Below are 23,516 nucleotides of genomic sequence, written 5' to 3'. Positions count from 1 at the left end.
GCGCACCGGCCGCCTCCTTTACCGGAACTTGTCCGCCCCCCCCGCCGGGTGCGGGGGTCCGCGACCTGGTGTGCGCGAGGTTTTCCGCTAACCGAGATGCTGGATCATGGTGTTGCCGAACTGGTAGCGGTACCCGGCGTCCCGGAGTGCGGAGTCGACCAGGGGGTTCGCGCCGTACGGCGTGCCCCACAGGAAGGCCGTGCTCGCGGCGTCCTGGCCGGTGACCTCGTCCATCCGGCGCTTGGGGGCGAAGATCTCGCGTTCCAGGTCCGCCGCCGTACGCAACGACGCCGCCTCGGCGTGGTTCGCGGTGTGGGGGGTGACGACGTGCCGACGGCTGAGCGTGGCGACGTCGTCCCAGGTCATCGCGAGCCGGTCGCCGCTGCGGTCCTCTTCCACGAGGTCGATGTTGTGCGCGTTGGCGTAGTCGAACTGCTCCGCGACCGATACGTCCAGGAAGGCGGTGCAGATGAAGAACCAGGCCGTCAGGCCGGCTTCTTCCGCCAGCGGGCCCGCGACCTCGGCGTTGTTCCGGTAGCCCTCGTAGAACACGGGGATGATCCCGGGGCGGTCCTTGTGCCAGTGGCCCGTCGTCCGGAAGCGGTCGAGGTCGTCAAGGGTGACGGGGGCGAAGTGCCGTGCCAGTTCGCCCAGTTCGGCCCTGATCTTCTCCACGTCGGCGTGCGGGGTGTTGTGGTAGTTGACCACGCGGAGGTACTGGCCGGAGCGCAGTCCCGCTTCCTGTCCGGCGAAGGACGGCAGGCGACTCGGGGGGTTGGGGCTCATGCGGGGGAACCTTCCTCGTCGTCCCGGGGGAAGAAGTGTGCGGCGCCCATGACCTGGAGCACCTCGATGAGAGCGGGTTCGTCCGTGTCCGGGGCCTCCGGGGCGAGGGCGTCACGGTAGTGCCCGAGGAGTCCGGACAGTTCCGCTCCCTCCGGGTGGGGCGGCGCCGCTTCGGCTGGTGCGGTGGGCGGGGCGGCGGACTGAAGAGTGAGGAACATCGGAATGCCCTCGCGCTCCAGGACGCGCTGGCCGAGCCGGGTCAGCAGGGCACGCGGATCGGGTACGGGGGCGCCGAGGGGCGGCGGTGAGGACGACATGGGGGCTCCTGTCGTGTGCGGGTGGGCGGGTGCCGGTCGGGGTGAGTGGGGTCGGGCGGAAGGGTGGGCGCGGGCCGGCCGGGAGCACGTATACGGGCCGGCCGGGAGCGCGGGTACAGGTCCGCAGGGAGCGCGGATGCGGGTCGCGTACGGGCCGGCCGGTGTGCGGGCCGGCTGGAGGTTCCGCGTTTCTCAGGTGGAGGCCGGGACGGGGCTGAGCCGTCGGAGCAGGGCGGTGGCCGCCTCCGTCACGGCGGTCCGGCCGGCTCCCAGGAAGTGGCGCGGGTCGACGCTCGTCCCGCTGTCCAGGTTCGCCCGCACGGCCCGGGTGAAGGCCGCGCTCAGGTGCGTACCGAAGTTGATCTTCCGCATGCCGTGCGTGATCGCCTCGGCTAGGGCGTCCTCGGGCACACCCGACGATCCGTGGAGCACCAGCGGTACGTCCACGGCCTCGCGCAGCCGGGCGATGAGTTCCTGGTCCAGCGCGGCGGTCCGGGTGGTCATCGCGTGCGAGCTGCCGACCGCCACGGCGAGGGCGTCGACTCCGGTCGCGCGGACGTACGCGGCGGCCTCGGCCGGGTCGGTGCGGGCGGTGGCCGAGTGGACGCCGTCCTTGCCGCCGATCTCGCCCAGTTCCGCCTCGACCCAGACCCCGGCGGCGTGCAGTTCGGCGGTCACCTCGGCGGTCCGCGCGACGTTCTCGGCGTGCGGGAGGCGGGAGGCGTCGAACATCACCGAACCGCAGCCCAGGTCGGGGGCCCGCAGGGCCAGGCCGGCGTCCTCCACGTGGTCGAGGTGCAGCCCGAGCGACGTACCGCGGTGTTCGGCGATGCGCGCGCAGGCCGCGAGCAGCGGGGCGGGGTCGTCGTGGTGGTAGCGGACGGCGTTGTGGCTGACGGCCAGCAGGGCCGGTACGCCGGTCTCCTCGCAGGCGCGCGCGACGGCTTCGGCGTGCTCCAGGGTGATGACGTTGAAGGCGAGGAGGGCGGACTCGGTGCGCACGGCCTCGTCCATGAGGGCGGTGGTGGAAACAAGAGGCATGGTCTCTTCTTCGGATCTTCGAACGGGCGGTGATCGCCGAGGGCGGGGAGGGGTGCGTCTCAGGCGCTGACGATGTCGCTTCCCCGGTGCCGGAGGGCGCTGCAGACGGGGTGGTGGGGTGCCGCGTCGGTCACCAGGGTGGACACCTGGTCCAGCGGGGCCAGGCGGACCGGGCCGCGGCGGCCGAGCTTGGACTCGTCGGCCAGGACGACGATGCGGCGGGCCGCCGCGAGCAGGGCCCGGTCGGTCTGGGCCTCGTCCACGTGGGCGCCGGTGAGTCCGGCGTCGGCGTCGAGCCCGAAGGCACTGGTGAAGATCTGGTCGATCTGGAGTTCGCTCAGGGCCCGCTCGGCCAGGTGTCCCAGGAGCGACTGCTCGCGATGGCGCAGCACGCCGCCGAGGACGATGACGTCCACGGTGGCCGTCGCGGACAGCACCTGGGCGATCGGCAGGGCGTTGGTCACCACGGTGAGGCCGCGCCGGTCGCCGAGGCGGGCGGCCAGCGTCTCCGTCGTGGTGCCGCCACTGATGAGGACGGTGCTGTTGTCGGTGATGAGCCGCAGCGCGGCCTCGGCGATACGTCCCTTCTCCTCCAGGTGGGTCCCGGCGCGCTGCGGCTGTTCGGGTTCGGTCGTGCCGTCGAGCACCGTGGCCCCTCCGTGCACCCGGCGCAGCATCCCCCGGAGTTCCAGGTCGCGCAGGTCGCGCCGGACGGTGGACGGCGATATCCGCAGCAGGTCCGACAGTTCCTGGACGTTGACCGTGCCGCGGTGCCGGAGCCGGGCGAGGACGGCCTGCCGGCGCTGGGGCGCGAGGAAGAAGTCAGTAGCCATGCGTCCTGTCCACCAGGTTCAGCAGTTCGTGCCCGGCCAGGAAGCGGCCGACGTTGGCACTGACGAGTTCCAGCGTCTGCTCCTCGTAGTCGGGGGCGAAGCCGGCCACGTGCGGGGTGATGAGGACGCTCGGCTCGGTCCACCAGAAGTGGCCCTCGGGGAGCGGCTCCTCGTCGAAGACGTCCAGTGCCGCTCCCGCGACGCGGCCCGAGCGCAGCGCCGCGCGCAGGGCTGCTTCGTCGACGATGCCGCCGCGCGAGACGTTGACGACCATGGCGCCGTCCTTGAGGGCGCCGAGCGCGGCGGCGTCGATCATGCCGCGGGTCTGGTCGGTCAGCGGGCAGGTGACCACGAGGTAGTCGCATCGGGCCATGAAGGCGTGCAGTTCGTCCGGCGTGTACAGCTCGGCGTCGGTGTCCTCGGCCGCGGCGCTGCCGAAGAACTCCCCGGAGCGTGTGCCGCGTCCGCGTTTGAGCCCGAGGACGGTCATGCCGAACTGTCCGGCCAGGCGGCCGATCTCCCGGCCGATGCGGCCGTACCCGACGATGCCGACGGTGGCGCCGCGCAGCCGGCGGGGCATGAGCGTGTTCCAGCGTTCGGCCAGCGAGGGCCAGACCCCGCCGCGCTGGATCTCGACGGTCTGCGGGAGCCGGTGCGCGAGCCCGAGCAGCATCATCATGACGTACTCGGCCATGGGCACCGGCGAGATGCCGCCGATGGACGTCAGCGGGACGGGGAGGTCCCAGGCGCTCGTGCCCTTGAGGTGGTCGGCGCCGGACGTGTCGAGCTGGATCCAGCGCAGCCGCGGGACGTCGGCGCCGGACCGGGGCACGACGGCGCCCGTGTGCAGGATCTCGGTGCGCCGCCACACCTCGTCGGGGATGTCGGCCGGGCTCTCGGCGTGAATCTGCGTCACGGCGAGTCCGGGGTGGCGCCGGCGCAGCTCGTCGAGCCAGCGGTCCGGGAAGGAGAGGGTGCTGAGGTAGTGGACGGAGGAGGGGGTGGTGGTCACTTGATTCCCGATCGTGCGAAGCCCTGGACGAAGTACTTCTGGAAGCACAGGAAGAGGACGACCATGGGCAGGACGGAGAGCAGACCGAGGGCCATGATGGCGCCGTAGTCCGCGGTGTACTGGCCGTTGACGAACTCCATGCCGACGGACAGGGTGTACAGCCGCTCGTCCTTGAGGACGGTGAGCGGCCAGGCGAAGTCGTTCCACTGGTTGAGGAAGGTGAGCAGCGAGAGCACGGCGATGAGCGGCTTGCAGAGCGGGAGGACGACGGTGACGAAGGTGCGCAGTTGGCCGGCGCCGTCCATCCTGGCCGCCTCGATGACCTCGTCCGGGATGCCGAGCATGAACTGCCGGGCGAGGAAGACGCCGAAGGCCGTGGAGGAGGCGGGCACGATGACCGCCCAGAAGCTGCCGAACATGCCGAACGCGCTCACGAGCTTGAACTGGGGCACCATCAGGACCTGTACGGGCACGGTCATGGTGCTCAGCAGGAGCAGGAAGATCGTGTTGCGGCCGCGGAACCGCATCTTGGCGAACGCGTAGCCGGCCAGCAGGTTGCAGGAGACGGTGAGGAGCACGACCAGGCTGGTGATGACGGTCGAGTTCATCGTCCACGTCCACACGGGCAGTTTGAACACCCGGCGGAAGTTGTCCAGCGTGGGGGCGCTCGGCCACCACCGCAGGTGCGGCGAGTGGAGGTCGGAGAGCGGGGAGAACGCGACGAGGATCATCCAGAACAGCGGCAGGGCCATGGCCAGACCGATCAGGGCCGCGGCGACGGCGCGGAGCACACGGGCACGGTCGCGTCTCGGTGCCGTGCCGTGCGGGGTGGACCGGGGTGGGGTGTCGGACATCGGTGTCCTTCGTGACGGTGGACTGGGGTGGCGGGCTGGGCGCGGCGGGCGCGGGATCAGCGGCGGGCGCGGGATCAGCCGACGGTGTCCCTGTTGCGGCTGAAGCGCCACTGGAGGGCGGTGAAGATCATGACGATGACGTACAGCACGATGCCGATGGCCGAGGCGTAGCCCTGCTGCCTGCCCTGGAAGCCGTTGCGGTAGGCGTAGGTGATCAGCACGTCCGTCGAGTGGCCGGGGCCGCCGAGTGTCATCACGTAGACGGTGTCGAAGACCTGGAACGAGTAGATGACGTTCATGATCAGCAGGAAGAAGGTGGAGGGGCCGAGGAGCGGCACGGTGATGTGCCGCAGCCGCTGCCAGAACCCGGCGCCCTCGACTTCGGCGGCCTCGTACATCTCGGGTGAGATGCCCTGGAGTCCGGCGAGGTAGATCACCATGTTGAAGCCGATGCGCATCCACAGGGTGATCAGGACGACGGAGGCCATGGCGGCGCTGCCACTGGTCTGCCAGGGCATGGCGGGCAGCCCGAGCGTGGCGATGAGCTTGTTGAGCAGGCCGATGTTCTGGTCGAACATCAGGGTGCCGATGAGCGCGGTGGCCACGCCCGAGATGACCATGGGCAGGTAGACGAGTGTGCGCCACAGCGGTCGTGCCGGCATGACCTTGTTGAACAGCAGGGCCACCGCCAGTCCCACGGCCATTTCCACCGGCACGGTCGCCACGCAGAAGACGCCCGTGTTGAGGAGCGTCCGCCAGAAGACGGGATCGTGCGCGAGCTGGCGGTAGTTGGCCAGGCCCGCCCAGGTGGGGTCGGCCAGTCCGGTGCTGTACTGGAAGCTCAGGACCAGCGCCATGACGAGCGGGACCAGCAGGAAGACCGTGACCAGGACGAGGTTGGGACCCAGGGTGCAGTAGGCGGCGAGGGTCTCGCGGAATCGTGCCGCTCTCCTCCGGTGCGCGGAGGGAGGTGTGCCGACCGGGGCCTTGGGGTGCGTGGCGCGCGGCGGCGAGACGGTGGTGGCCATGACGGCTCCAGGATGCGGGCGGGGCCTTACGCGGAGGCCAGCGCGGTGCGGGTGGATTCGGCGATGTTGTGGAGGGTCACGTCGGCGGGCTGCCGGTTGACGAAGGCGGCTTCCAGTTCGTCCTGGAGCGCGGTGTTGATCCGGCCGAACGACGGGACGGCGACCTGCGCGGTCATGCCCGGTGTGAGCGTGGTGGCCTGTTCCGCGTAGACGGACATCAGGTCGGGTCGCACCGCGTAGTCGAGCCGCCGGTTCAGCAGGGAGCGGCGGCTGGGGAGCATGACACCCTGCTCGCAGAAGCGCGCCATATTCTCCTCCTCCACCAGGAATTTCAGGAAGGTGGCGGCGAGTTCGGGGTTGTCCGTGTGTCGGGTCGCGGCCACGGCGTTGCCGCCGAGGTCGGTGGCGGACTGCCGGCCGCGCGGCTGGAAGGTGACTCCGTACAGTTCCTTCTTCAGTGCCGGGTCGATGGTCGGCAGCAGGAAGTCGCCGGCGAAGCTCATGGCCACCGTGCCCGCGGTGAACAGGGCATCGGGGTAGGCCGCGCTCTTCACCGAGCTGTTCGGCGGGACGAAGCCCTCGCGGAAGAAGTCCTGGGTGAAGCGCAGGGCGCGCAGTCCCGCCGCCGACTCGATGGCGGGGGCGCTGAGGTCCTGGTCGAGGATGCGCCCGCCGGCCTCCCACAGCCAGGTCAGCCAGCGGAAGGCGCCGGTCTGTTGCCAGCCGTAGACGAAGGGGTAGACCCCGTGCACCTTTTTGCGCAGTCGTGCGCATATCTCGGTGAACTCGTCCCAGGTCCAGGCCTCGTCCAGCGATGCGGGGACGGAAGTGATCCCGGCCGCGTGGAACATGTCCTTGCGGTAGAGGACCGCCGAGGTATCCGTGTGGTGGGGCACCGCGTAGGGGCGGCCCTCGTGGCAGACGGCCTCCCAGAGGGCGGGCAGGAACGCGGCGCGGTCCTGTTCCCCGAAGTAGGGGCTGAGGTCGAGGAGCTGGCCGCTCGCGCTGTACATGCCGAGGTTGGCGTAGTCGCAGCGGAACAGGTCGGGGGCGCGGCCGCCGGCGAGCAGGGCGTCCATGTTGGTGTACATCTGCTCGTAGGGCTCGAGGCGGATCTGTACGCGTACGCCCTGGTGGCGGCGTTCGAAGGTCCGGGCCAGCGCCCGGAAGGCCGCGGTCTCCGCGTCACTCCCCCAGAGCGAGAAGGTGAGGGTGTCCGGGCCTCCCGATCCGGTGCTGGAGGGGGTGAAGCCGGAGCGGCGGGCGTATCCGAGGGCGCCGGCTCCAGCAGCGGCGGCGCCCAGCACCGCTCGTCTGGCGACAGCCATGGGCACATCCTTAGAAGTCAGAGGGGGAGGTGAGGTCCTCCGGATGCGGGGGCAGGGCCGGCGGTGGAGATTCGGCCAGGCACAACCCCGATGTCTGATTTCTAGTCCGCGCCGCCAAGGTGAGTCAATAACAAGCACGTGCTGACTTATATTGCTCATTTTTTCTTGACGCCCTCGTGGGCCCCGCTTAGCCTGCACCGGACGCGTACTGTCCGCGCCCCGTCTACCTGCGAGAACGCGGGACGGTGATGGGCGGCCTCCTGCCGGCCGTCGTGAGCAGAAGGAGCCCCATGCCGGTGATCCAGGTGACCGCGCCGCGAGCGGACGAGGCGCGGCGGGACGAGGAACGGCTGCGATCGCTGTGCGAGGCCGTGGCCGGCGCGCTCGCGCTGCCACCCTCGGGCGTCGTGGCGCTGCTGACGGATGCCGCGGTGACGACCACGGGCGCGGGTGCGGTCGAGGCGTGGCCGCTCGCGGTGCTGCACGGCTCCGACCGGGGCGAGGAGGCGACCGGACGCGCCCTGCGGGCCGCCGCGTCGTCGCTGGCCGAGGGCTGGTCCGTGCCCGCCGACCAGGTGTGGGTCGAATGGCCTGGCAGCGGTCCGGCGGCCGGGGCCTGACCCGAGCAGTACCCCGGCGGGACCGCGCCGCCGGAGCGCCCGCAGGCCGGCCGACAGAGGTCAGGCCGGGCACCCGACGGGGATCAGTCCGGTCACCCGCCGGAGACCGGACCGGCTGTACGACGGAGACCGGACCGCTTGCCCTACACGGGTCACGCAGGCCGACCGAGGGCGACCACACCGGTGGGCGCCCAAGGTGACCGCGCCCGTCAGCTCAAGGTGACCACGCCGGTCGGCGACGGTGATGAGCAGGGCGGGTCGGCCGACGGAGATGAGGGTGAACAGGCCAGGCCGGTCGCCCGGCCGTGCTCAGATCTGCACGACGTCGACGCCCGCCGCGCGCAGCGCCCGCACATCGTCCTCCGGAGCCGACTCGTCCGTGATCACCCGGGAGAGCTGGGCGGCGAGCGCCACCCGGACCGGGCCCGACCGGCCGAACTTCGAGCCGTCGACCAGTGCCGTGATCCGCTCAACGCGGGACAGGAGCCAGCGGTCCGTCTCGGCCTCGTCCACGTGCGCGCCGCTTATCCCGCTGCCGGTGATGCCGTACGCGCCCACGAAGGCCTCGTCCACGTGCAGTTCCTCCAGCGCCTGCCGGGTGAGGTGGCCGAGCAGCGACATCTCCCGGTGGCGCAGATAGCCGCCCAGCACCACCGTGCTGATCTCCTCGTGCTGGGCCAGTTCTCCGGCCAGATGCAGGGAGTTGGTGACGACGGTGAGCTGGTCGACGGAGCCGAGGAGCGGGACCATCGCGGCGGTCGTGGTGCCGCCGGTGATGAGGATGGTGGACCCCGGCTCGATGTACCGGACGGCGGCGCTCGCCAGCTTGCGCTTCTCCCAGGGGGCGAAGCCGCTGCGCTGGGGCCGGTCCGGCTCCACGGAGGCGGCCGACTCGGCGACCGCGCCGCCGTGCGTGCGGTTCAGCAACCCCTGTGATTCCAGGGCGGACAGGTCCCTGCGGATGGTCGACGGACTGACGTCCAGCCGTTCCGCGAGCGTGGCCACGTGAGCCACGCCTTGCGCGCGCACCTCGTGGAGGAGCCTCTTCCTACGCTCTGCGCCCAGCATGACCTGGTGTCTTCTCCTTGTGGCGGGTGGCAGGGGGGCCTGTGGCCCGTGTTCGCGACGTGACGGGCCTAGGTCACCCGCCGGCCGCGAGCAGTCAGCTTACTTGCGGTGCTCGCGTCTGCGCGAAGCTGGTGCGCCGCGGCCGACGAGTCGCGGGTCCGCGTCACCCCGGTCCGCGTCACCCGGTCTGCGTCACCGCGGCCGTCCTCACCGCGGCCGGTCCGCCCACGGCCGTACGGTTCCGAGGAGCCCGCCGGTGGAGTGCCGGGCGTCGAGCAGCGCGAGAGCCGCCGCGGAGATTTCGGCGGGCGTGTGCCAGCGCACCGCGCCCCCGCTCGCGCACCAGCCGAGGACGAGCGGGCGCACGTCTACGCCCTGGAGGGCTTCCGGCGGGACCAGCCCGTGCGGTGGCTCGCCGCGCCCGAAGGCGGCCTCCTCGTCGTCTCGGCCCTTGGGGGCGGCCACCTCACTGGTCAGGATCAGCACGAGCGGCTTGCCGCCAAGGAGCCCTGCCGGCACCCGGGTTGTCGGGTGGGGCGATGCCGCCGGGGCGTAGACGAGGGCGCCGGACAGACCGGCGGGTTCCACGGCCCGCCGCAGCCGGGAGGGAAAGTCCGGCCGCGCGCAGTCCGCGGCCAGCGTCCTGACCCACCCCGGACACTCCGCGCCGAGCAGCTCCAGGTCGGCCGCGGTGCGGGAGACCGCGAGCACCCGCTCTCCACGCTCCACGAGCGTCGCGACCGCGGGCCGCAGCACGCGTGTGGCACCCACGACCAGGACGGCTCCGGATTCGGACCCGCGGGGTCCTGGATCGGGAAGGGGCGGTGGCGGCGTCGTCATGGTCCTACGGTGCGCGAGTGACCGGCCGTTCGCACCACCACGCGCACTCTTGCTCGTTTATGCTCATTGACGCGTGTTACTGGGATGCGTAGGGTTCCGCTGAGGTGCTGCCGGTCGCCGGCCTGGAACGCGCCTCTTCCCCGACGGCCGGCCCGCGAGGTGTCTTATGGCTGCTGCCCCTGTCTCCGCCCTCCGCACCGCGGACCCGCCCCCGAACCGTGGACGCTTCGCCTTCGCGCAGGGCCGCTACGGTGTCCGCGGAAACCTCGAACTGCTGCTGTGCGACGAGGACGACGGGCTGTGGGTGCTGTGGTTCAACAGCGATCCCGAGGACACGGAGCCGGAACCCGGCGGCCCGCCTCCCGGCGAGTGGAGTGGCGCCCTGCGCTTCGGCACGGGCCGGCGCTACGACGGAGTGCACGTCGTGCAGAGCCTGCACGGCCCGCACCATCTGGAGGTGCTCGCCCACGCGGCCTCCTCGCCCCATCGTCTTCGCTGGAGCCCGGAAGCCGCCTTCACCACCGAGGACGCGCCCCCGACCGGCGCCGTCTCCTCGGCGACGATCGCGGAGACCTCCGACGGCACCCTGTGGCTCGCGGCCGTCACGGAAGACGGCGCCCTGAAGCTGCTCCGGGCAGACGCCGCGGCCTATCCCCGGCTCAGCTGGTCCGAGGCCACTCCTCCGGTCTCGCTCGCCGGGCACCGCTGGAGCGACGTCGTCCTGCTCCCCGTACCGGGAGCGGTCCGCCCGGGTGTCGCCGTGCTCGCCTCCGACCGCACCGTCTACGCCGGACCCGACGGGCGGTGCCACGTCCTCCCGGCCGCCCGGACGGTCGCGGTCGCCGCGCCCGGGGGTGAGGAGCGGCTGTATCTGTGGACCGGCGGCTGCGCTTTGGAGGTCGTACGGCCCGGCCGCCCGGAGGAGGACCGCCGGCTGGCGCTGCCGGGGTCGAACGAGGTCACGGCGGTCGCCGCCACGGCCATCGCGTATGCCGGGGGCCGCGTCGATCTCGTGGTGCGCAGGGATGGCCGGCTCTGGCATCTGAAGGACCCGGGGCCGGCCGGAGAGGTGTCCGCCGCACCGCTCGTCAGCAGGCTCACACGGACCGCGTCCGGACCGCAGGCGCCGGTTCACCGGGTGTCCTGAGACGACTCGCTCGCCATCCCCGGCTCGACGGCGGCGCCCGCACGGTACGGACCGTGCGGGCGCCGCCGTCACATGTCCCCTTCCCGGCCCGGCGGTTCTCCCCGGCCCGCGCCGATCCGCCGTACACGGCAAGGCACTTCACTGATCCGGGACGACGAGGAGACGGGTGAGGGGCCCCGCCGTGCGGCGGGGCCCCTCACCCATGGTCCGTCGGGTCAGACGGTGACCGCGCCGTCCGACGCGGAACCCACCGTGGCCACGTACTTGGCGAGCACCCCGCGCTCCACGGGCCGGACCGGGCGGGTCCACACCGCCCGGCGCCGGGCCAGTTCCTCGGCCGGCACGTCGAGGTCGAGCAGGTTGCGCGCGCTGTCGACGGTGACGGTGTCCCCGTCCCGTACCAGGGCCACGGGACCTCCGTGCCACGCCTCGGGTGCCACGTGACCGATGACCAGGCCGTGGGACACACCGCTGAAGCGGCCGTCGGTGACGAGGGTGACCGAGTCGCCCAGCCCCTGCCCGACGAGCGCGCCGGTGATGGACAGCATCTCGCGCATGCCGGGGCCGCCGGCCGGGCCTTCGTAACGGACGATCACGACGTCACCCTCGTTGATCGCGCCTGCCTGGATCGAGGTGAAGCACTCCTCCTCCGAGTCGAAGACGCGGGCGGGCCCCGAGCGGACGAAGTCGGGCCGGCCGCCCAGCTTGAGGACGCAGCCGTCCGGTGCGAGGGAGCCGCGCAGGATCGCGAGCGCGCCGGCAGGCTTGACCGGGTGCTCGACGTCCTTCACCACGTCCTGGCCGTCGGCCGCGACCGCGTCGGCGGCCACGTCGGCGAGGGAGCGTCCGTCCACCAGCGTCACCGAGTCGCGCAGCACACCGGCTTCGAGGAGGCGTGCGGCGACCAGTGACGTGCCGCCGGCCCGCCAGAGGTCGGCGGCGGTGTACGGGCCGGCGGGCTTCAGCGCCGTGATGATCGGCACCTGGCGGCACAGGGTGCCGATGTCGTCGATGGCCAGGTCCAGGCCGGCTTCGCGGGCCACGGCCAGCAGGTGGAGGACGGCGTTGGTCGAGCCGCCCATCGCCGCCACGGAGACGATCGCGTTGTGGAGCGCGTCCGCCGTGAGGATCGCGGAGGGCCGCAGGTCGCGGGCGAGCACGTCGAGGGCCAGTTCGCCCACCTGCTCGGCGGCCCGCGTCTTCTCCTGGGCGGTGGCGGGGATGTCGCCCACGCCGAAGGGGGCGAGCCCGAGGAAGTCCGCGACCGTGCCCATCGTGTTGGCCGTGTACTGCGCGGCGCAGGTGCCCGCCCCCGGACAGGCGTGGCGGGCGAGATCGTCCACGTCCTCCTGGTCGATCCGGCCGACCGCGCGCTCGCCGAGGGCCTCCCACATGTCCTGGATGGTCACCTCGCGCCCTCGCCACCGGCCGGGCATCATGCTGCCGCTGTAGAGCAGGACGGACGGGACGTCGAGTCGCGCCATGGCCATCATCGCGGCGGGAACGGTCTTGTCGCAGCCGACGATGCACACGAGGGCGTCGAACTGGTGGGCCCGGCCCATGAGTTCGATCGAGTCGGCGATCACCTCGCGGCTCACCAGGGACGCTCGCATGCCGGGCGTCCCCATCGTCAGGTTGTCGGAGACGGCGATGGTGTTGAACTCCATGGGTGTGCCGCCCGCGCGGCGCACTCCGGTGGCGACATGCCGGGCCAGGTCCCGGTGGGTGAGGTTGCAGGGCATGGTGCCGGTCCACGTCGAGGCGATGCCCACGGTGGGGCGGCGCATGTCGTCGTCGCTGAGCCCCATGGCGTACAGGTGGGAGCGGGCGGGGGCGCGGTCCGGATCGTCGGCGATGTTCATGGCGGCTCCTTGGACTCGGAAGTGCGGGGGCCTCCCCGGACGTGAGCAGGGGAGGCCCGAGGGGGTGCGGAGAGGAGGGGGAACGGGTGACCGCCCGTCGCCGGCTCGGCGCGCGTCCGCGCGGCGCGGCGGTCGCGGGAGTCGGTCCGTGGACGCGGGTGTCAGTCCGTGAACCGGATCTGGTTGCGCAGGACGCCGATGCCCTCCACCTCGACCTCCACGACGTCTCCGTCGCGCAGCCACAGTTGCGGATCGCGTCCCATGCCGACGCCGTGCGGGGTGCCCGTGGCGATGACGTCGCCCGGGTAGAGCGTCATGAAGCGGGACAGGTAGGCGATGGTCTCCGCGATGCCGAAGATCATCTCCTTGGTGGAACTGTCCTGGACCACGGCGCCGTTGACCCGGGCGCCGATGGCGAGGTCCTGCGGCCGTGGCACCTCGTCGGCGGTGACGATCCACGGGCCGAGCGGGCAGAACGCGTCGAAGTTCTTGCCGCGGAACCACTGCACGTCGGAGAACTGCGCGTCCCGGGCGGACACGTCGTTGGCGACGGTGTAGCCGAAGACGTGGTCGGCCGCGTGCTCGGCCGGGACGTGGCGGGCGGTCCGGCCGATGACCACGGCCAGTTCGGCTTCCCAGTCCAGTTGCTCGGTCGCGCCGCGCGGGATGCGGACCGGCGCGGTGGGGCCCGTGAGGCAGTGGGCGGTCTTGACGAAGGACAGCGGCACCTTTGGTGTCGCCAGCCCGGTCTCGCGGATGTGGTCGGCGTAGTTCAGCCCGATGCAGACGATCTTCTGCGGTGCGGCGAGCGGGCTGAGCAGTTCGACGTCGTCCAGCGGGATGCCCGGCACGTCGGCGGCGAGCACCGTATGGGCCGTGCCGTCGGCGATGAGGTCGCGGACGGCGTCGGCCATGTGCCGGGTTTCCTCGGGCAGTACGGGGTACACCGTGGTCCCGTCCACGCGGGCGGCGAGGACGCGCCCTTCGTGGCGAACGCGGGCTATCTTCACTGTCTTTCTCCGTGCTGGTCGCGGTGGTTCTTCGACGCGGGGTCAGAAGAACCGGGGAAGGAAGCGGCTCTGGGCGTCGAGGAGGTCCGCGGTGAGCGAGGCGGCGGCGGCGCGGTCGGTCACCGCGCCGTCCGCGATGACGGCCTCCACGACGAGATCCCGGTCGCCGGTCATCGCGGCCTCGACGGCGAGGTCGACGGAGGTGAGCCGCCGCGCGAGGATCGAGGTGAGAGGCGCGGACAGATCCGGCACCTGGACGGGACGCAGGCCCCGGGCCGTGGCCACGGCGGGGATCTCCAGGGCCGCCGTGTCCGGCAGTCCCGGGACGCTGCCCCGGTTGGGCACGTTCACCGAGAACATCTCGCGGCGGTCGAAGGTGATCGAGCGGATGATCGCGAGGAGTTGTTCCTGTTCACCGGTGGAGCGGTCGAACGCAGAGGCGTCGAGCGGGGTGTCGCCCTCGGCCTGGGCGCGCATGGACTGGTAGCGCTCCTCGCCCCACTGCAGGATCTCGGGGACGGAGAACGCGTCGACGCCCAGGGTCTTGCCGTAGTAGTCGCCCTTGGCCCAGCGCTCCGGGAAGAACTCCACGACGTGCCGGTCGTTGGCCGCCGGGTAGGCGCCGTAGGTGCGGAAGATCTCCCAGGAGAAGGGGTTGTGCCACGCCTTGCCGTTCTCCCAGATCGCGCCGATGTCGTCCGGGTGCGGCGGCTGCGCGAGTTCGCGTTCCATCCGGGCGCGGACGGTGGGCCAGGCGTCGCGGCCCTGGTGGCGGAAGTCGTAGATGAACGTCAGGTGGTTGATGCCCGCGTAGAGCGTCGAGGTCTCCTCGAAGGGCAGTCCGGCGAACGCGGCCAGTTCCCGCTGGACGTGGTGCATGCCGTGGCACAGGCCCACGACCTCGGCGCCCGCGTACCGGGTCATGGCCTGGATGTTGGCCGTCATCGGGTTGCTGTAGTTGAAGAAGTACGCGTCGGGGGCGAGTTCCACGATGTCGCGGGCGATGTCGACCATGACGGGGGTGGTGCGCAGCAGGCGGGAGATGCCGCCCGGCATCACGGAGTCGCCGACCGGCTGGAAGACGCCGTGCCGCTGGCAGATCTCGTGGTCCGTCTGCCAGGCCGGGCGGCCTCCGACGCCGACGCAGGTGACGACGTAGTCGGCGCCGGGGAGTTCGGCGCGCCGGTCGGTGGAGGCGCGCACGGTGATGCGGGCCTGTGCGCCGCGGGCCTCGACCATGCGCTCGGCGAGGCGGGTGGCGACGGCGAGGGCCTCCGGGTTGACGTCGACCAGCCGGATCTCCCAGCTTCCGAGGTCGTCGGCGGTGATGAGGTCGGCGAGCAGTCCTCGGGTGAACACCGCGCTGCCCGCCCCGATGAGGACGAGGGAGCGCCGGTCGGTGGGTGTGTCGGACACGTGGTTCCTTTCGTGGCGGGCGTGGTGCCGGCCGCTCGGCCGTGGCGGCGGCCTGGGCACGCGGGCCCGGGGTGAGGTGGGCTAGAAGGGGCGGGCGGGGCCGGTGGGGGCCGGCAGTCGCTCCATCGCCTCGGTGCTCAGCGGTGTGCCGGCGAGCCGTGCCGCGAGCGAGGCGGCGCCGAGTACGGGGGTGGTGCGCGGTGGGCGGACGGTGAACTGGTCCCCCGCCGCGTCGAGGGCGGCGGTGAACGCCTGCCTCACCCGTGGGACGGTGAAGACCCCGCCGGACCAGGAGACCGGCAGCGGTGTGCCGATGGTGGCGCCGAGTGCGCGCCGTGCGGCGTGGGCGAGTTCGGCCAGTTCCCTGCCCGCCCGCGCGAGCAGTTCGGCGCAGGCTTCGTCCCCGGCGTCCGCGGCCTGGGTGACACAGCGGCTCAGGGCCGCGACGGAGGTCCGGTCCCAGCGGTCCATCAGGACGGCGCCCACCAGGTCCAGGTCCCGTTCGAGCCCGAGCCGCTCGCGGAGCAGGCCGTGCAGCGGTCCGACGGGGGCGCGGCCGTCGCTCATGCGGGTGAACAGGTTCAGCCCGTGCACGGCGAGCCAGTGCGCGGAGCCTTCGTCGCCGAACAGTTCGCCCCAGCCGCCGGTCCGGGCGTCGCGGCCCTGGAGAACGCCGTAGGCCATCGATCCGGTGCCGCTGATCACGTTGACGCCGTCCGCGAGCCCGAGTGATCCGGCCCAGCCGCACACCATGTCGTTGTCGACGGTGTAGCGGCCGTGTCCGAGGAGGGGCTTCGGCAGGGCGTCGAGCGCCTCGGTCATAGCGGCGGACTCCCCGTATCCCGGCAGGCCGAGGAACGCGTGGGTGAGGCGGGCCGGGTCGGTGCCGGCCTGCCGGCAGACGTCGGTGATCCCGTCGCGCAGGACGCGGACGGCGGTGTCCGTGCCGCCGGGTCCGACCGCCGGGACGGTGGACGGGCCCTGGGCCGCTCCGCGTACGGCGCCCGTGTCGTCGAGCAGGCAGAAGGCGGTCTTGGTGCCGCCTCCGTCGACTCCGAGGTACATGGCGCGTTCCTCCTTTCGGGACGGGTGCTGACGTGTCGTCAGGACTGTGGGAAGGGGTGGATCGTGACGCCCCGGACCACCCGGTTGACCTCGCCGTCGGGGAACGGGTTGTCGGGGGTGATGCCGAGGGCGAGCGAGGCGTGCAGCGCGACCAGTTGCGCGTACACCACGGCGGGCAGCGCCAGAGCGGCGTCGTCGGCGTCCGCCATGGCGGGGACCAGCCAGGTGTCGGCGGCGGGCAGGCCGTCGGGGCGGCCGGCGATCGCGACGACCTGCCCGGCGGGGAGGGCCGCGGTCAGCTCGTCGAAGATGTCGAGGTCGTAGCGGCGGGTGTAGGGGTCGTTGGAGACGTAGACGATCGCGCCGGTCCGGGGGGTGAGGAACGCCTTGGGGCCGTGACGGAATCCGAGGGAGGAGTCGGCCAGGGAGCTGACCGCTCCCCCGGTCAGTTCCAGCAGCTTGAGGGCGGACTCGCCGGCGAGCGCCTTGAGCGGGCCGCTGCCCAGGTAGACGAAGCGGTCCAGGTCCCTGCGGGTGAGGTCGGTGACGCGCCGTACGGACTCGTCCGACAGCACGTCCGCCGCCGCTCGCCGGCACGCGTCGAGGCCCCGCACCTTCCGGTGGCCCAGCGCGCCGAGGGCGGCCAGCAGCATGGAGGTCAGGCTGGAGGTCATGGCGAACCCCTGGTCCTCCGCCTCCGGAGGGGTCAGGAGGACGAAGGAGTCGGGACGGGCGTGGTGGCGGACGGCCAGGGCGCCCTGCGCGTTGCAGGTGATCACGAGGTGGGCGCACCGGTCGAGGACCTGGTCGGCCAGTTCGGTGGCGGCGGAACTCTCGGGGCTGTTGCCGGAGCGGGCGAAGGAGACGAGGAGGGTCGGGCGCTCCGTCTCCTCGAAGCAGCCGCCGGGGTCCGCGACGATGTCGGTCGTGGCGACGGCGTCCACCGTGCGGCCGAGAGCGGCGGCGAGGACGGAGCGGGCGATGCCGCCGGCGTAGGCGGAGGTCCCGGCGCCGGTCAGGACGACGCGCAGGGCGGGTTCGGCGAGGAGCGGTGCCAGGAACGCGTCGAGGGCCGGCCGGCGTGCGTGCAGGTGGTCGAGCATGTCCCCCCACACCCGCGGCTGTTGCCGGATCTCGCGGTCGGTGTGCGTCGCGCCGGTGGGCACGGCCGGCAGGTCGCTCGTCTCGGGGACTGTGGTCACGCGTACTCCTTGGAACGGGGGACGCAGGCGCGGTCGTAGTCGCGGAGCACGTCCCGGACCCGGTCGACGAGGATGTCGTGGGGCCGTGGGGCGAGGAATCCGGATCTGACGCGTGCGTACTGGAGAGGCAGGTGTGCGGAGAGCAGAGGGAGGGGAAGGGCGTCGCCCTCCAGGTTGTCGAGCAGGCGCTGTTGGGCGGTGAGGATCTCGGGGTCGGTCCAGTAGTAGCGCACCCGGTCGCTGAAGCCGTAGAGCCGGCTGAGCCGCTGTGCGCGGGCGTCGCCGTCGGCGTACCCCTGCCACCAGCCGGGCTCCTCGCGCATACGGCGGTCCACCACGTCCACGAGGTGGGAGAGCCGGGTGGCGGGCACCACTTCCCGCTCGATGGCGGCGAGCGCGAACAGCGCTTCGCGCAGCGCGAAGGTGAGTCCGGGTCCGACCTTGAGGATCGCCCAGTGGTCGTGGACCAGGTTCGCGAGGGAGGAGGTGAGCTGGTAGTCGGTGGAGTGGGCTTCGAACACGATCCGGGGCTCGTGGTCGAGCACGTCGCGGAGCGCGGCGGTGCGGTCGGCCCGGTAGTCGACCACTCCGTGGTGGTCGAACTCGACGCCGGGCTGTACGACGAGCGCCATGACGCGCTGCCACGCGGGGGCCAGGTCCGCGGCCGTGAAGGCATCCCGGTGTGTGTCGAGTGTCCGGCGGGCCGCGGCGGCGGGGGTCGGCGGCACGTCCTGGAGGACGTGGTCGGCGCCGCCCGGTACGGGCACCTCGGTCCCGATCACATAGCGCAGGCGGTGGGCGCCGGAACCGGCCGTCTCCTCGGCGGCCCGTACGAGCCGGACGGTCCGGGCCGCCACCACCTCGTCCGACAGGGGAAGGGTCTCCCCCGCGCAGGCGAAGCTGCAGTCGAGGTGGATCTTGGTGAAGCCGGCCTCCACATAGGCGCGGACCAGCCCTTCGGCCTCCGTCATCGCCGCGTCCGCCGGGCGGTCGCGCCAGCGGTTGGGGCCGAGGTGGTCGCCGCCGAGCACGACGCGTTCGCGGGCCAGACCGAAACGGTCGGCCGTCGCGTACACGAGGTCGCGGAACTGCGCGGGACGCATTCCGGTGTAACCGCCGTACTGGTCGACCTGGTTGGACGTGGCCTCCACGAGGAGCGGGCGGCCGGTCTCGCGGGCCTGGAGCACCGCCGCCTCCAGCACCAGGGGGTGCGCGCTGCACACCGAGGCGATACCGTGCGCTACCCCGGCCTTCTGGTCTCGTACCAGTTCATCCAAAACGTCGGACACCCTGCACCTCACTAGGAGCTTTCCAGCAACTCGCGCCGTCGGCCGCCACAGTACTGGTATGAACCGGTAGCGTCAAAGACCTGATCTGGTATGGTTCTGGTATGCCTAGCAATGCGGAACCGGACGCCACGGGCGTCCAAGGCGAGCCCCTGCCCCTCTACTCCCTGGTGGCCCGCCGCCTTCGCTCCGACATCACGGACGGCGGGATGAGCACCGGGGACCGGCTGCCGTCGGAGCGCGTGCTCGCCGAGCGGTACGAGGTCTCACGCGTCACCATGCGGTCCGCCCTGAACCGGCTGGCCGAGGAGGGACTCATCGCCTCCGCGCCGGCTCGCGGATGGTTCCTCCAGGAGGACCGGTCCGCCGCGCACCCCGCCCTGTCCCGTCCGAGCGCGGGCCGGACGGTCCAGGGCTTCGCGGACTACGCGCTGCGGCACGGACTGGCCGTGCGGACCCGCGTACTGGATTCGGGGGTGCGGGCGGCGACGATCGCCGAGGCGGAGGAACTGCGGATAGCCCCCGGCGCCCCGCTGTTCAGCATGCGCCGGCTGCGTTTCCTCGACGACCTGGTCGTGGTCATCGAGCACAACCGCCTGCCTCTGGCGCTGTGTCCGGCGCTCGCCACGACCGACTTCTCGCACGCGTCGCTGTACGCCACTCTGCGGCAGGCCGATCCGCCGCAGGCCCCCCACGTCGCCGACTACTCGGTCGAGGCGCGACAGCCGGACGCCGAGGAGCGGGAGCTGCTGGAGATCGCGGACACCACTCCGGTGCTCGTGGCGACCCAGCTCGCCTTCAACCAGGAGGCGCGCCCGCTGGAGCTGACGGTCGCCACCTACCGGGGCGACCGCTATCGCTTCCGCGCCTCGATCACCGACTAGCGGTCGCCGGGACCTCCGGGGCGTGCGGGTAGTCGGCCCCGCGGTGCTGGAAGGTGAGGATCTTCGGGTTCTGGACGACGCCGTCGCGGATCTCGATGGCCTTGCGGACCGTCACGTCGGCGTCCCACGCCCCGGAGCCGCTCATCACCGTGCGCAGATACGGCAGCAGCGCCTCGCTGATCTCCCAGGTGGCGGAGTTCCACAGATGGGACGGGCTGTGGTCGACCGCGTAGTAGTGGCAGCCCGGCCCCACGTCGTGCATGGGCGCCTCGAACGTGGTCGGGCGCGCCCAGGCGAAGCCCATGCCCTCGTCGCAGGCGACGTCGACGAAGAAGGTCCCGGGGCGGAACAGGGCCAGTTCCTCGTCGGTGACGAACGTCAGCGGCGCGTCGGTGTCCTGGAGGACGCAGTTGACGACGACGTCGAACCCGGCCAGGTACTCCGCGAGCGGCACGGAGCCGGTCGGGGTGACCGCCCGGAGCCTGGTCGGATCGTCCTCCCGCTCCTGGAAGTGGCCCATCACCACCGACGGCATGGGTGAGGCCACCGCCGCGGCGGCGCGCTGGGTGAGCACGGTGACGTCGGAGATGCCCATGGCGCCGAGCCCGGTGACCGCTCCGCGCGCCGTGGCGCCGAAGCTGATGACCACCGCGCGCAGACGGCGGCCGTAGCTGCCGGTCAGCCCGCCGAGCTGGAGGGCGTGCAACACCGAGCAGTATCCGGCGAGTTCGTTGTTCTTGTGGAACACGTGGACGCTGAAGGCGCCGGTGGAGGTCCAGTGGTTCATGGCCTCCCAGGCGATGAGGGTCAGCCGCCGGTCGATGCCGAGCTGCGTCATCTTCTCGTCCTGCACGCAGTGCGGCCAGCCCCACAGCACCTGGCCCTCGCGCAGCTCGGCAACGTCCTCGTGCACCGGCTTGGGGAGCAGCATGATGTCGCACTCCGCGAGGAGTTCCTCGCGGGTGCGCAGGCCCGCCACGAGTGGTCGCAGCGCGTCGTCGGCGATGCCGAACCGATGGCCGTAGCCGTGTTCGAGGAAGATCCTCTCGCGTACGTCCGGGGCGATCCGGTCGAGGTGGTGCGGGTGCAGCGGCAGCCGGAACTCGTTCTCCTTGCGGGAGGAGGCGAGTACTCCGAGACTCATCAGACTCATGTGGGGCGGCTCTTCTCCGGCCGGACGCGTGACGCTCCGGCCCTTGCCGTTCCCCGAGGGCGACGCCGAAACGGATGACGGCGTGCGAGGTGCGCTCGGTACTGCCACCGTACTCCGGTCCCGCCCTCGTCGGACCCCATGGTCATCTTCCGGTCACCGGGGCATCGCCGGTTCGTGAGGGCTCAGTCGAGGCAGAACTCGTTGCCCTCGACGTCCTGCATCACGAGGCACGACTCGTTCTCCTCGTCGGCGACCAGCAGCCGTACGCGCGACGCGCCCAGCTTGGTCAGGCGCGCGCACTCGGCCTCCAGCACGGCGAGGCGTTCCTCACCGACCAGGCCGGTGCCGACCCGCACGTCGAGGTGCAGCCGGTTCTTGACGACCTTGCCTTCGGGCACGCGCTGGAAGAACAGGCGCGGGCCGGCACCCGAGGGGTCACTGCACGCGAACCACGAATCCCGCTCCTCGGGGGCCAGGGAACGGTTGTAGTCGTCCCAGGTGGCGAACCCCTCGGGCGGCGACGGCGGCACATATCCCAGCACCTCGCACCAGAATCGGGCGACGCGCTCGGGCTCCGCACAGTCGAAGGTCACTTGGAACTGCTTGATCGACGGCATCGGGCCATCCTAGAGGGGACCCCTTGGCGATCTCCACGGGTTTGATGCCGGGTGCGTGCGCCGTACCCCTACAGACTGTTCGGCAGAACACGCCGTCGTACCGAATTCCCGTTCCAGCTCAAGGAGTTGCGGATTGCGGCGCCGGTGACACCGCGCGGCGCGGACGCCGCTCCGGGCGCCTCAGGCTTCGGCGGGTACGCCGACGGCCGTGACGGAGTGTCCTGCGGCGGCCGTCGGCTGGGGCGCGGGCGGCGGGGGCGTGCCGCGCAAGCCGAGGTGAGCGTTGTTCAGCACACGCAACGCGTCGGTCAGTGCTCGTGCGCCGCCGGCGTGCAGCGGAGCGAGGTACGCCTCCTCGGCCTCCACCCGCGCCCGGTCCGCGTCCCGCAGGCAGACGGCACCGGCGTCCGTGAGGGTCACGACGTTCCGGCGTCGGTCCCGCGCGCTGCGGTGGCGTTCCACCAGCCCCCGCCCTTCGAGTTCGTCGATGACGGCCACCATCGTCGTACGGTCCATGCCGACCGCCGAGGCCAGCTCGTTCTGCGAGCGCTCGGCGCCGTCCGCCGCGATCACCGAGAGCACACCGAGTTCCTTCGGATGAACACCGTAGGGCTCCAGCGCCTTCGCCGTCAGGGCCGCGAGGTCGAGGTAGGCGTTCCTGACCAAGTACCCCAGCCGGGGCGGGAGGAGGCCGGCGGGATCGGTGTCGTCCGTCATACCCGATGGCCCTCCTGCTTCCGATGATCAAGGATGTCGACTATCCGCCATTGGCCCCAACAAAGCTCTCTGCTACGAGAAGTGCAATGATTTCCGCACCATGTCGGCGAAGTGGTCGTACGGTTCGGGGACCTCACCGTCACCGGGCCACCATTCATACGCGGTCCACTCACCGGCCGCCCCAACGCTGTCCGCGTGCAGCAGCCAGTAGCAGCCACTGCCGCCGTTGTCGCTGCCGATCAGCAGACACCGCCTGAGTACGGCGAGATAGTCCGCGAAGAAGTCGACGTCCGACCATTTTTCGAGAACGCCTTCGTCGTGGTCGGCGAACCAACCGATTTCCGCGGCCCGGAGCAGGTCGACGTCCCCGATGTACTCCCAGCCGTCGCTTGCGCTGAGGAAGTTCCGGTACGAAGGAGGAAGCCGCACCCCGAGCCGCTCTTCGGCGGCCACCAGCGTTTCCTCGCTCGCGGGTTCGGCACCGGCCCACCCTGCCTCGAGCCGCTCCTTGCTGATGACTTGCCGACGTTCCTCGACAGCCTCACGGACCTCGTCCGAGTTGATGAGCTTGGTGTTGTAGTCGCTGAGGAACGCGCGCCATTCCGCGGCTGTCAGAGGGGAAGGGGTCGTCATACCGGGACTCCGATGATTCGTACGGCGGGACTCAGGCAGCCTCGCACGCCCCAACGGCAGTCGAATCCGGCCTCTTCCAGCCCGATTCATCATGGGCGCAGGTCTTCGCGATCTATGGCGGTGTGAGGCTGTTACGACCTGATAGCTGTCCGATACGACTCGGCAATCCTCTCCTGGCGGGCAGCGATGCCGTCGCCCCGTCCGGGATCACCCTGCCCCGGCGCCTCTTCCTTGAAATCGGGTATCTCTCCGGGCGGGGCCGTTTACGGGAACGCCCGCGTGGGGCGACGGTCAGCGGGTGCGTTCGTAGTGGCGACGTGCCTTCGCGCGGTTGCCGCAGACGGCCATCGAGCACCAGCGAGCACGGTTCGCCCGGCTTCGGTCGAGCAGGAAGAGTCGGCACTCTTCATTGGCGCAGGGGCGCAGTCGGCCCGGCAGTTGCTTCTCGGTGGCGGCCCAGGCGAGGACCACCTCGACGGCCAGTCGGGCGTGCGGGGGCGTCTCGACCACCCACTGAAGGCCCGCTGAGGTGATCTCGGGGACCTGGCGGACGCCTTCAAGCAGCGGGCTCAACGCGGTGGGCGAGCTTTCCCCGCACACGATGTCCCGCAGGATGTCCCGCGTCGTTCGCAGCAGCGTCAGTTCCGCGAGGCTGCCTTCGCCACCGTGCTCCCGTGCCCAGCGTCTGCCCTCGGCCGGGTCGCCGAGCGCGTCCTGTTCCTCACCGTTGACCAAGGGCCTGCTGTTGAGCAGGTCCAGCAGCGCGTCCATCGGTCGCCACCCCCTCCCTCTCTAAC

24 protein-coding genes are annotated in these 23,516 nt (G+C 71.5%); 3 read left to right on the top strand and 21 right to left on the bottom strand.

Annotation, left to right across the window (positions count from 1 at the left end):
* Nucleotides 1-87 precede the first annotated feature (87 nt).
* The 8 genes from AB0912_RS22155 to AB0912_RS22120 form a co-directional block, all read right to left on the bottom strand.
* Complete coding sequence (locus AB0912_RS22155) at nt 88-786, bottom strand: polysaccharide deacetylase family protein (protein WP_366702303.1); 699 nt, start codon at nt 784-786, stop codon at nt 88-90.
* The gene (locus AB0912_RS22150; RefSeq protein WP_366702301.1) at nt 783-1,103 is read right to left on the bottom strand and encodes a hypothetical protein; all 321 of its coding nucleotides are present in this window, start codon (nt 1,101-1,103) and stop codon (nt 783-785) included. The genes AB0912_RS22155 and AB0912_RS22150 overlap by 4 nt, the downstream gene beginning before the upstream one ends.
* A 192-nt stretch (nt 1,104-1,295) precedes the next feature.
* Nucleotides 1,296-2,144, bottom strand: coding sequence for a class II fructose-bisphosphate aldolase (locus AB0912_RS22145; protein ID WP_366702299.1), 849 nt, complete (start codon nt 2,142-2,144; stop codon nt 1,296-1,298).
* Between the two features lie 59 nt (nt 2,145-2,203).
* Entirely contained in the window at nt 2,204-2,977 is a 774-nt protein-coding gene (locus tag AB0912_RS22140) for a DeoR/GlpR family DNA-binding transcription regulator (RefSeq protein WP_366702297.1), read from the bottom strand.
* A complete protein-coding gene (locus AB0912_RS22135) occupies nt 2,967-3,989 on the bottom strand; it encodes a D-2-hydroxyacid dehydrogenase (protein WP_366702295.1) in 1,023 nt (340 codons plus the stop codon). Before AB0912_RS22135 ends, AB0912_RS22140 begins: the two co-directional genes overlap by 11 nt.
* Nucleotides 3,986-4,843 carry a carbohydrate ABC transporter permease gene (locus AB0912_RS22130; RefSeq protein WP_366702293.1) on the bottom strand — a complete coding sequence of 286 codons (858 nt, stop codon included), beginning with the start codon at nt 4,841-4,843 and terminating at the stop codon, nt 3,986-3,988. The genes AB0912_RS22135 and AB0912_RS22130 overlap by 4 nt, the downstream gene beginning before the upstream one ends.
* 74 nt (nt 4,844-4,917) lie before the next feature.
* Entirely contained in the window at nt 4,918-5,871 is a 954-nt protein-coding gene (locus AB0912_RS22125) for a sugar ABC transporter permease (RefSeq protein ID WP_366702291.1), read from the bottom strand.
* A gap of 26 nt (nt 5,872-5,897) precedes the next feature.
* A complete protein-coding gene (locus AB0912_RS22120) occupies nt 5,898-7,199 on the bottom strand; it encodes a sugar ABC transporter substrate-binding protein (RefSeq protein WP_366702289.1) in 1,302 nt (433 codons plus the stop codon).
* Between the two features lie 290 nt (nt 7,200-7,489).
* Between AB0912_RS22120 and AB0912_RS22115 the strand changes: the two genes are divergently transcribed.
* Complete coding sequence (locus tag AB0912_RS22115; RefSeq protein WP_366702287.1) at nt 7,490-7,819, top strand: hypothetical protein; 330 nt, start codon at nt 7,490-7,492, stop codon at nt 7,817-7,819.
* Nucleotides 7,820-8,128: 309 nt separating this feature from the next.
* On the opposite strand, the gene AB0912_RS22110 is transcribed toward AB0912_RS22115, so the two are convergent.
* Together AB0912_RS22110 and AB0912_RS22105 are read right to left on the bottom strand one after the other, a co-directional pair.
* On the bottom strand, nt 8,129-8,887 hold the full coding sequence (locus AB0912_RS22110) for a DeoR/GlpR family DNA-binding transcription regulator (RefSeq protein ID WP_366702285.1): 759 nt from the start codon (nt 8,885-8,887) through the stop codon (nt 8,129-8,131).
* A gap of 207 nt (nt 8,888-9,094) precedes the next feature.
* Nucleotides 9,095-9,658: a hypothetical protein gene (locus AB0912_RS22105; RefSeq protein WP_366702283.1), complete on the bottom strand. Its 564-nt coding sequence runs from the start codon at nt 9,656-9,658 to the stop codon at nt 9,095-9,097.
* Between the two features lie 235 nt (nt 9,659-9,893).
* On the opposite strand from AB0912_RS22105, the gene AB0912_RS22100 reads away from it, so the two are divergent.
* Complete coding sequence (locus tag AB0912_RS22100; RefSeq protein WP_366702281.1) at nt 9,894-10,874, top strand: hypothetical protein; 981 nt, start codon at nt 9,894-9,896, stop codon at nt 10,872-10,874.
* Nucleotides 10,875-11,089: 215 nt separating this feature from the next.
* On the opposite strand, the gene ilvD is transcribed toward AB0912_RS22100, so the two are convergent.
* The 6 genes from ilvD to AB0912_RS22070 all read right to left on the bottom strand — a co-directional run bounded on the left by ilvD (nt 11,090) and on the right by AB0912_RS22070 (nt 18,718).
* Complete coding sequence (ilvD, locus tag AB0912_RS22095) at nt 11,090-12,736, bottom strand: dihydroxy-acid dehydratase (RefSeq protein WP_366702279.1); 1,647 nt, start codon at nt 12,734-12,736, stop codon at nt 11,090-11,092.
* A gap of 161 nt (nt 12,737-12,897) precedes the next feature.
* A complete protein-coding gene (locus tag AB0912_RS22090) occupies nt 12,898-13,746 on the bottom strand; it encodes a fumarylacetoacetate hydrolase family protein (RefSeq protein ID WP_366702277.1) in 849 nt (282 codons plus the stop codon).
* A gap of 42 nt (nt 13,747-13,788) precedes the next feature.
* Entirely contained in the window at nt 13,789-15,162 is a 1,374-nt protein-coding gene (locus AB0912_RS22085; protein WP_366702275.1) for a hypothetical protein, read from the bottom strand.
* An 81-nt stretch (nt 15,163-15,243) separates the two neighbouring features.
* Entirely contained in the window at nt 15,244-16,227 is a 984-nt protein-coding gene (locus AB0912_RS22080) for a BadF/BadG/BcrA/BcrD ATPase family protein (RefSeq protein ID WP_366702273.1), read from the bottom strand.
* A gap of 38 nt (nt 16,228-16,265) precedes the next feature.
* Entirely contained in the window at nt 16,266-17,429 is a 1,164-nt protein-coding gene (locus tag AB0912_RS22075; RefSeq protein ID WP_366702271.1) for a tagatose-6-phosphate ketose isomerase, read from the bottom strand.
* Nucleotides 17,426-18,718 (bottom strand): D-tagatose-bisphosphate aldolase, class II, non-catalytic subunit, encoded by a 1,293-nt coding sequence (locus tag AB0912_RS22070; protein ID WP_366702269.1) that lies wholly within the window; start codon nt 18,716-18,718, stop codon nt 17,426-17,428. The genes AB0912_RS22075 and AB0912_RS22070 overlap by 4 nt, the downstream gene beginning before the upstream one ends.
* A 101-nt stretch (nt 18,719-18,819) precedes the next feature.
* On the opposite strand from AB0912_RS22070, the gene AB0912_RS22065 reads away from it, so the two are divergent.
* A complete protein-coding gene (locus tag AB0912_RS22065; RefSeq protein ID WP_366702266.1) occupies nt 18,820-19,599 on the top strand; it encodes a GntR family transcriptional regulator in 780 nt (259 codons plus the stop codon).
* On the opposite strand, the gene AB0912_RS22060 is transcribed toward AB0912_RS22065, so the two are convergent.
* The 5 genes from AB0912_RS22060 to AB0912_RS22040 form a co-directional block, all read right to left on the bottom strand.
* Nucleotides 19,589-20,752 (bottom strand): N(5)-(carboxyethyl)ornithine synthase, encoded by a 1,164-nt coding sequence (locus AB0912_RS22060; RefSeq protein ID WP_366702264.1) that lies wholly within the window; start codon nt 20,750-20,752, stop codon nt 19,589-19,591. The genes AB0912_RS22065 and AB0912_RS22060 overlap by 11 nt on opposite strands.
* Nucleotides 20,753-20,934: 182 nt before the next feature.
* Entirely contained in the window at nt 20,935-21,369 is a 435-nt protein-coding gene (locus AB0912_RS22055) for a VOC family protein (protein WP_366702263.1), read from the bottom strand.
* A 180-nt stretch (nt 21,370-21,549) separates the two neighbouring features.
* Complete coding sequence (locus AB0912_RS22050) at nt 21,550-22,086, bottom strand: MarR family winged helix-turn-helix transcriptional regulator (protein WP_366702262.1); 537 nt, start codon at nt 22,084-22,086, stop codon at nt 21,550-21,552.
* Nucleotides 22,087-22,158: 72 nt separating this feature from the next.
* On the bottom strand, nt 22,159-22,719 hold the full coding sequence (locus AB0912_RS22045) for an SMI1/KNR4 family protein (protein WP_366702260.1): 561 nt from the start codon (nt 22,717-22,719) through the stop codon (nt 22,159-22,161).
* A gap of 291 nt (nt 22,720-23,010) precedes the next feature.
* Complete coding sequence (locus AB0912_RS22040) at nt 23,011-23,490, bottom strand: CGNR zinc finger domain-containing protein (protein WP_366702258.1); 480 nt, start codon at nt 23,488-23,490, stop codon at nt 23,011-23,013.
* Between the last annotated feature and the right edge of the window lie 26 nt (nt 23,491-23,516).

The sequence above is a fragment of the Streptomyces sp. NPDC007084 genome, from assembly GCF_040703595.1.
Lineage (GTDB): Bacteria > Actinomycetota > Actinomycetes > Streptomycetales > Streptomycetaceae > Streptomyces.
The sequence above is the reverse complement of the archived record's forward strand: the minus strand, read 5'-3'. Positions and strand labels throughout refer to the sequence as shown.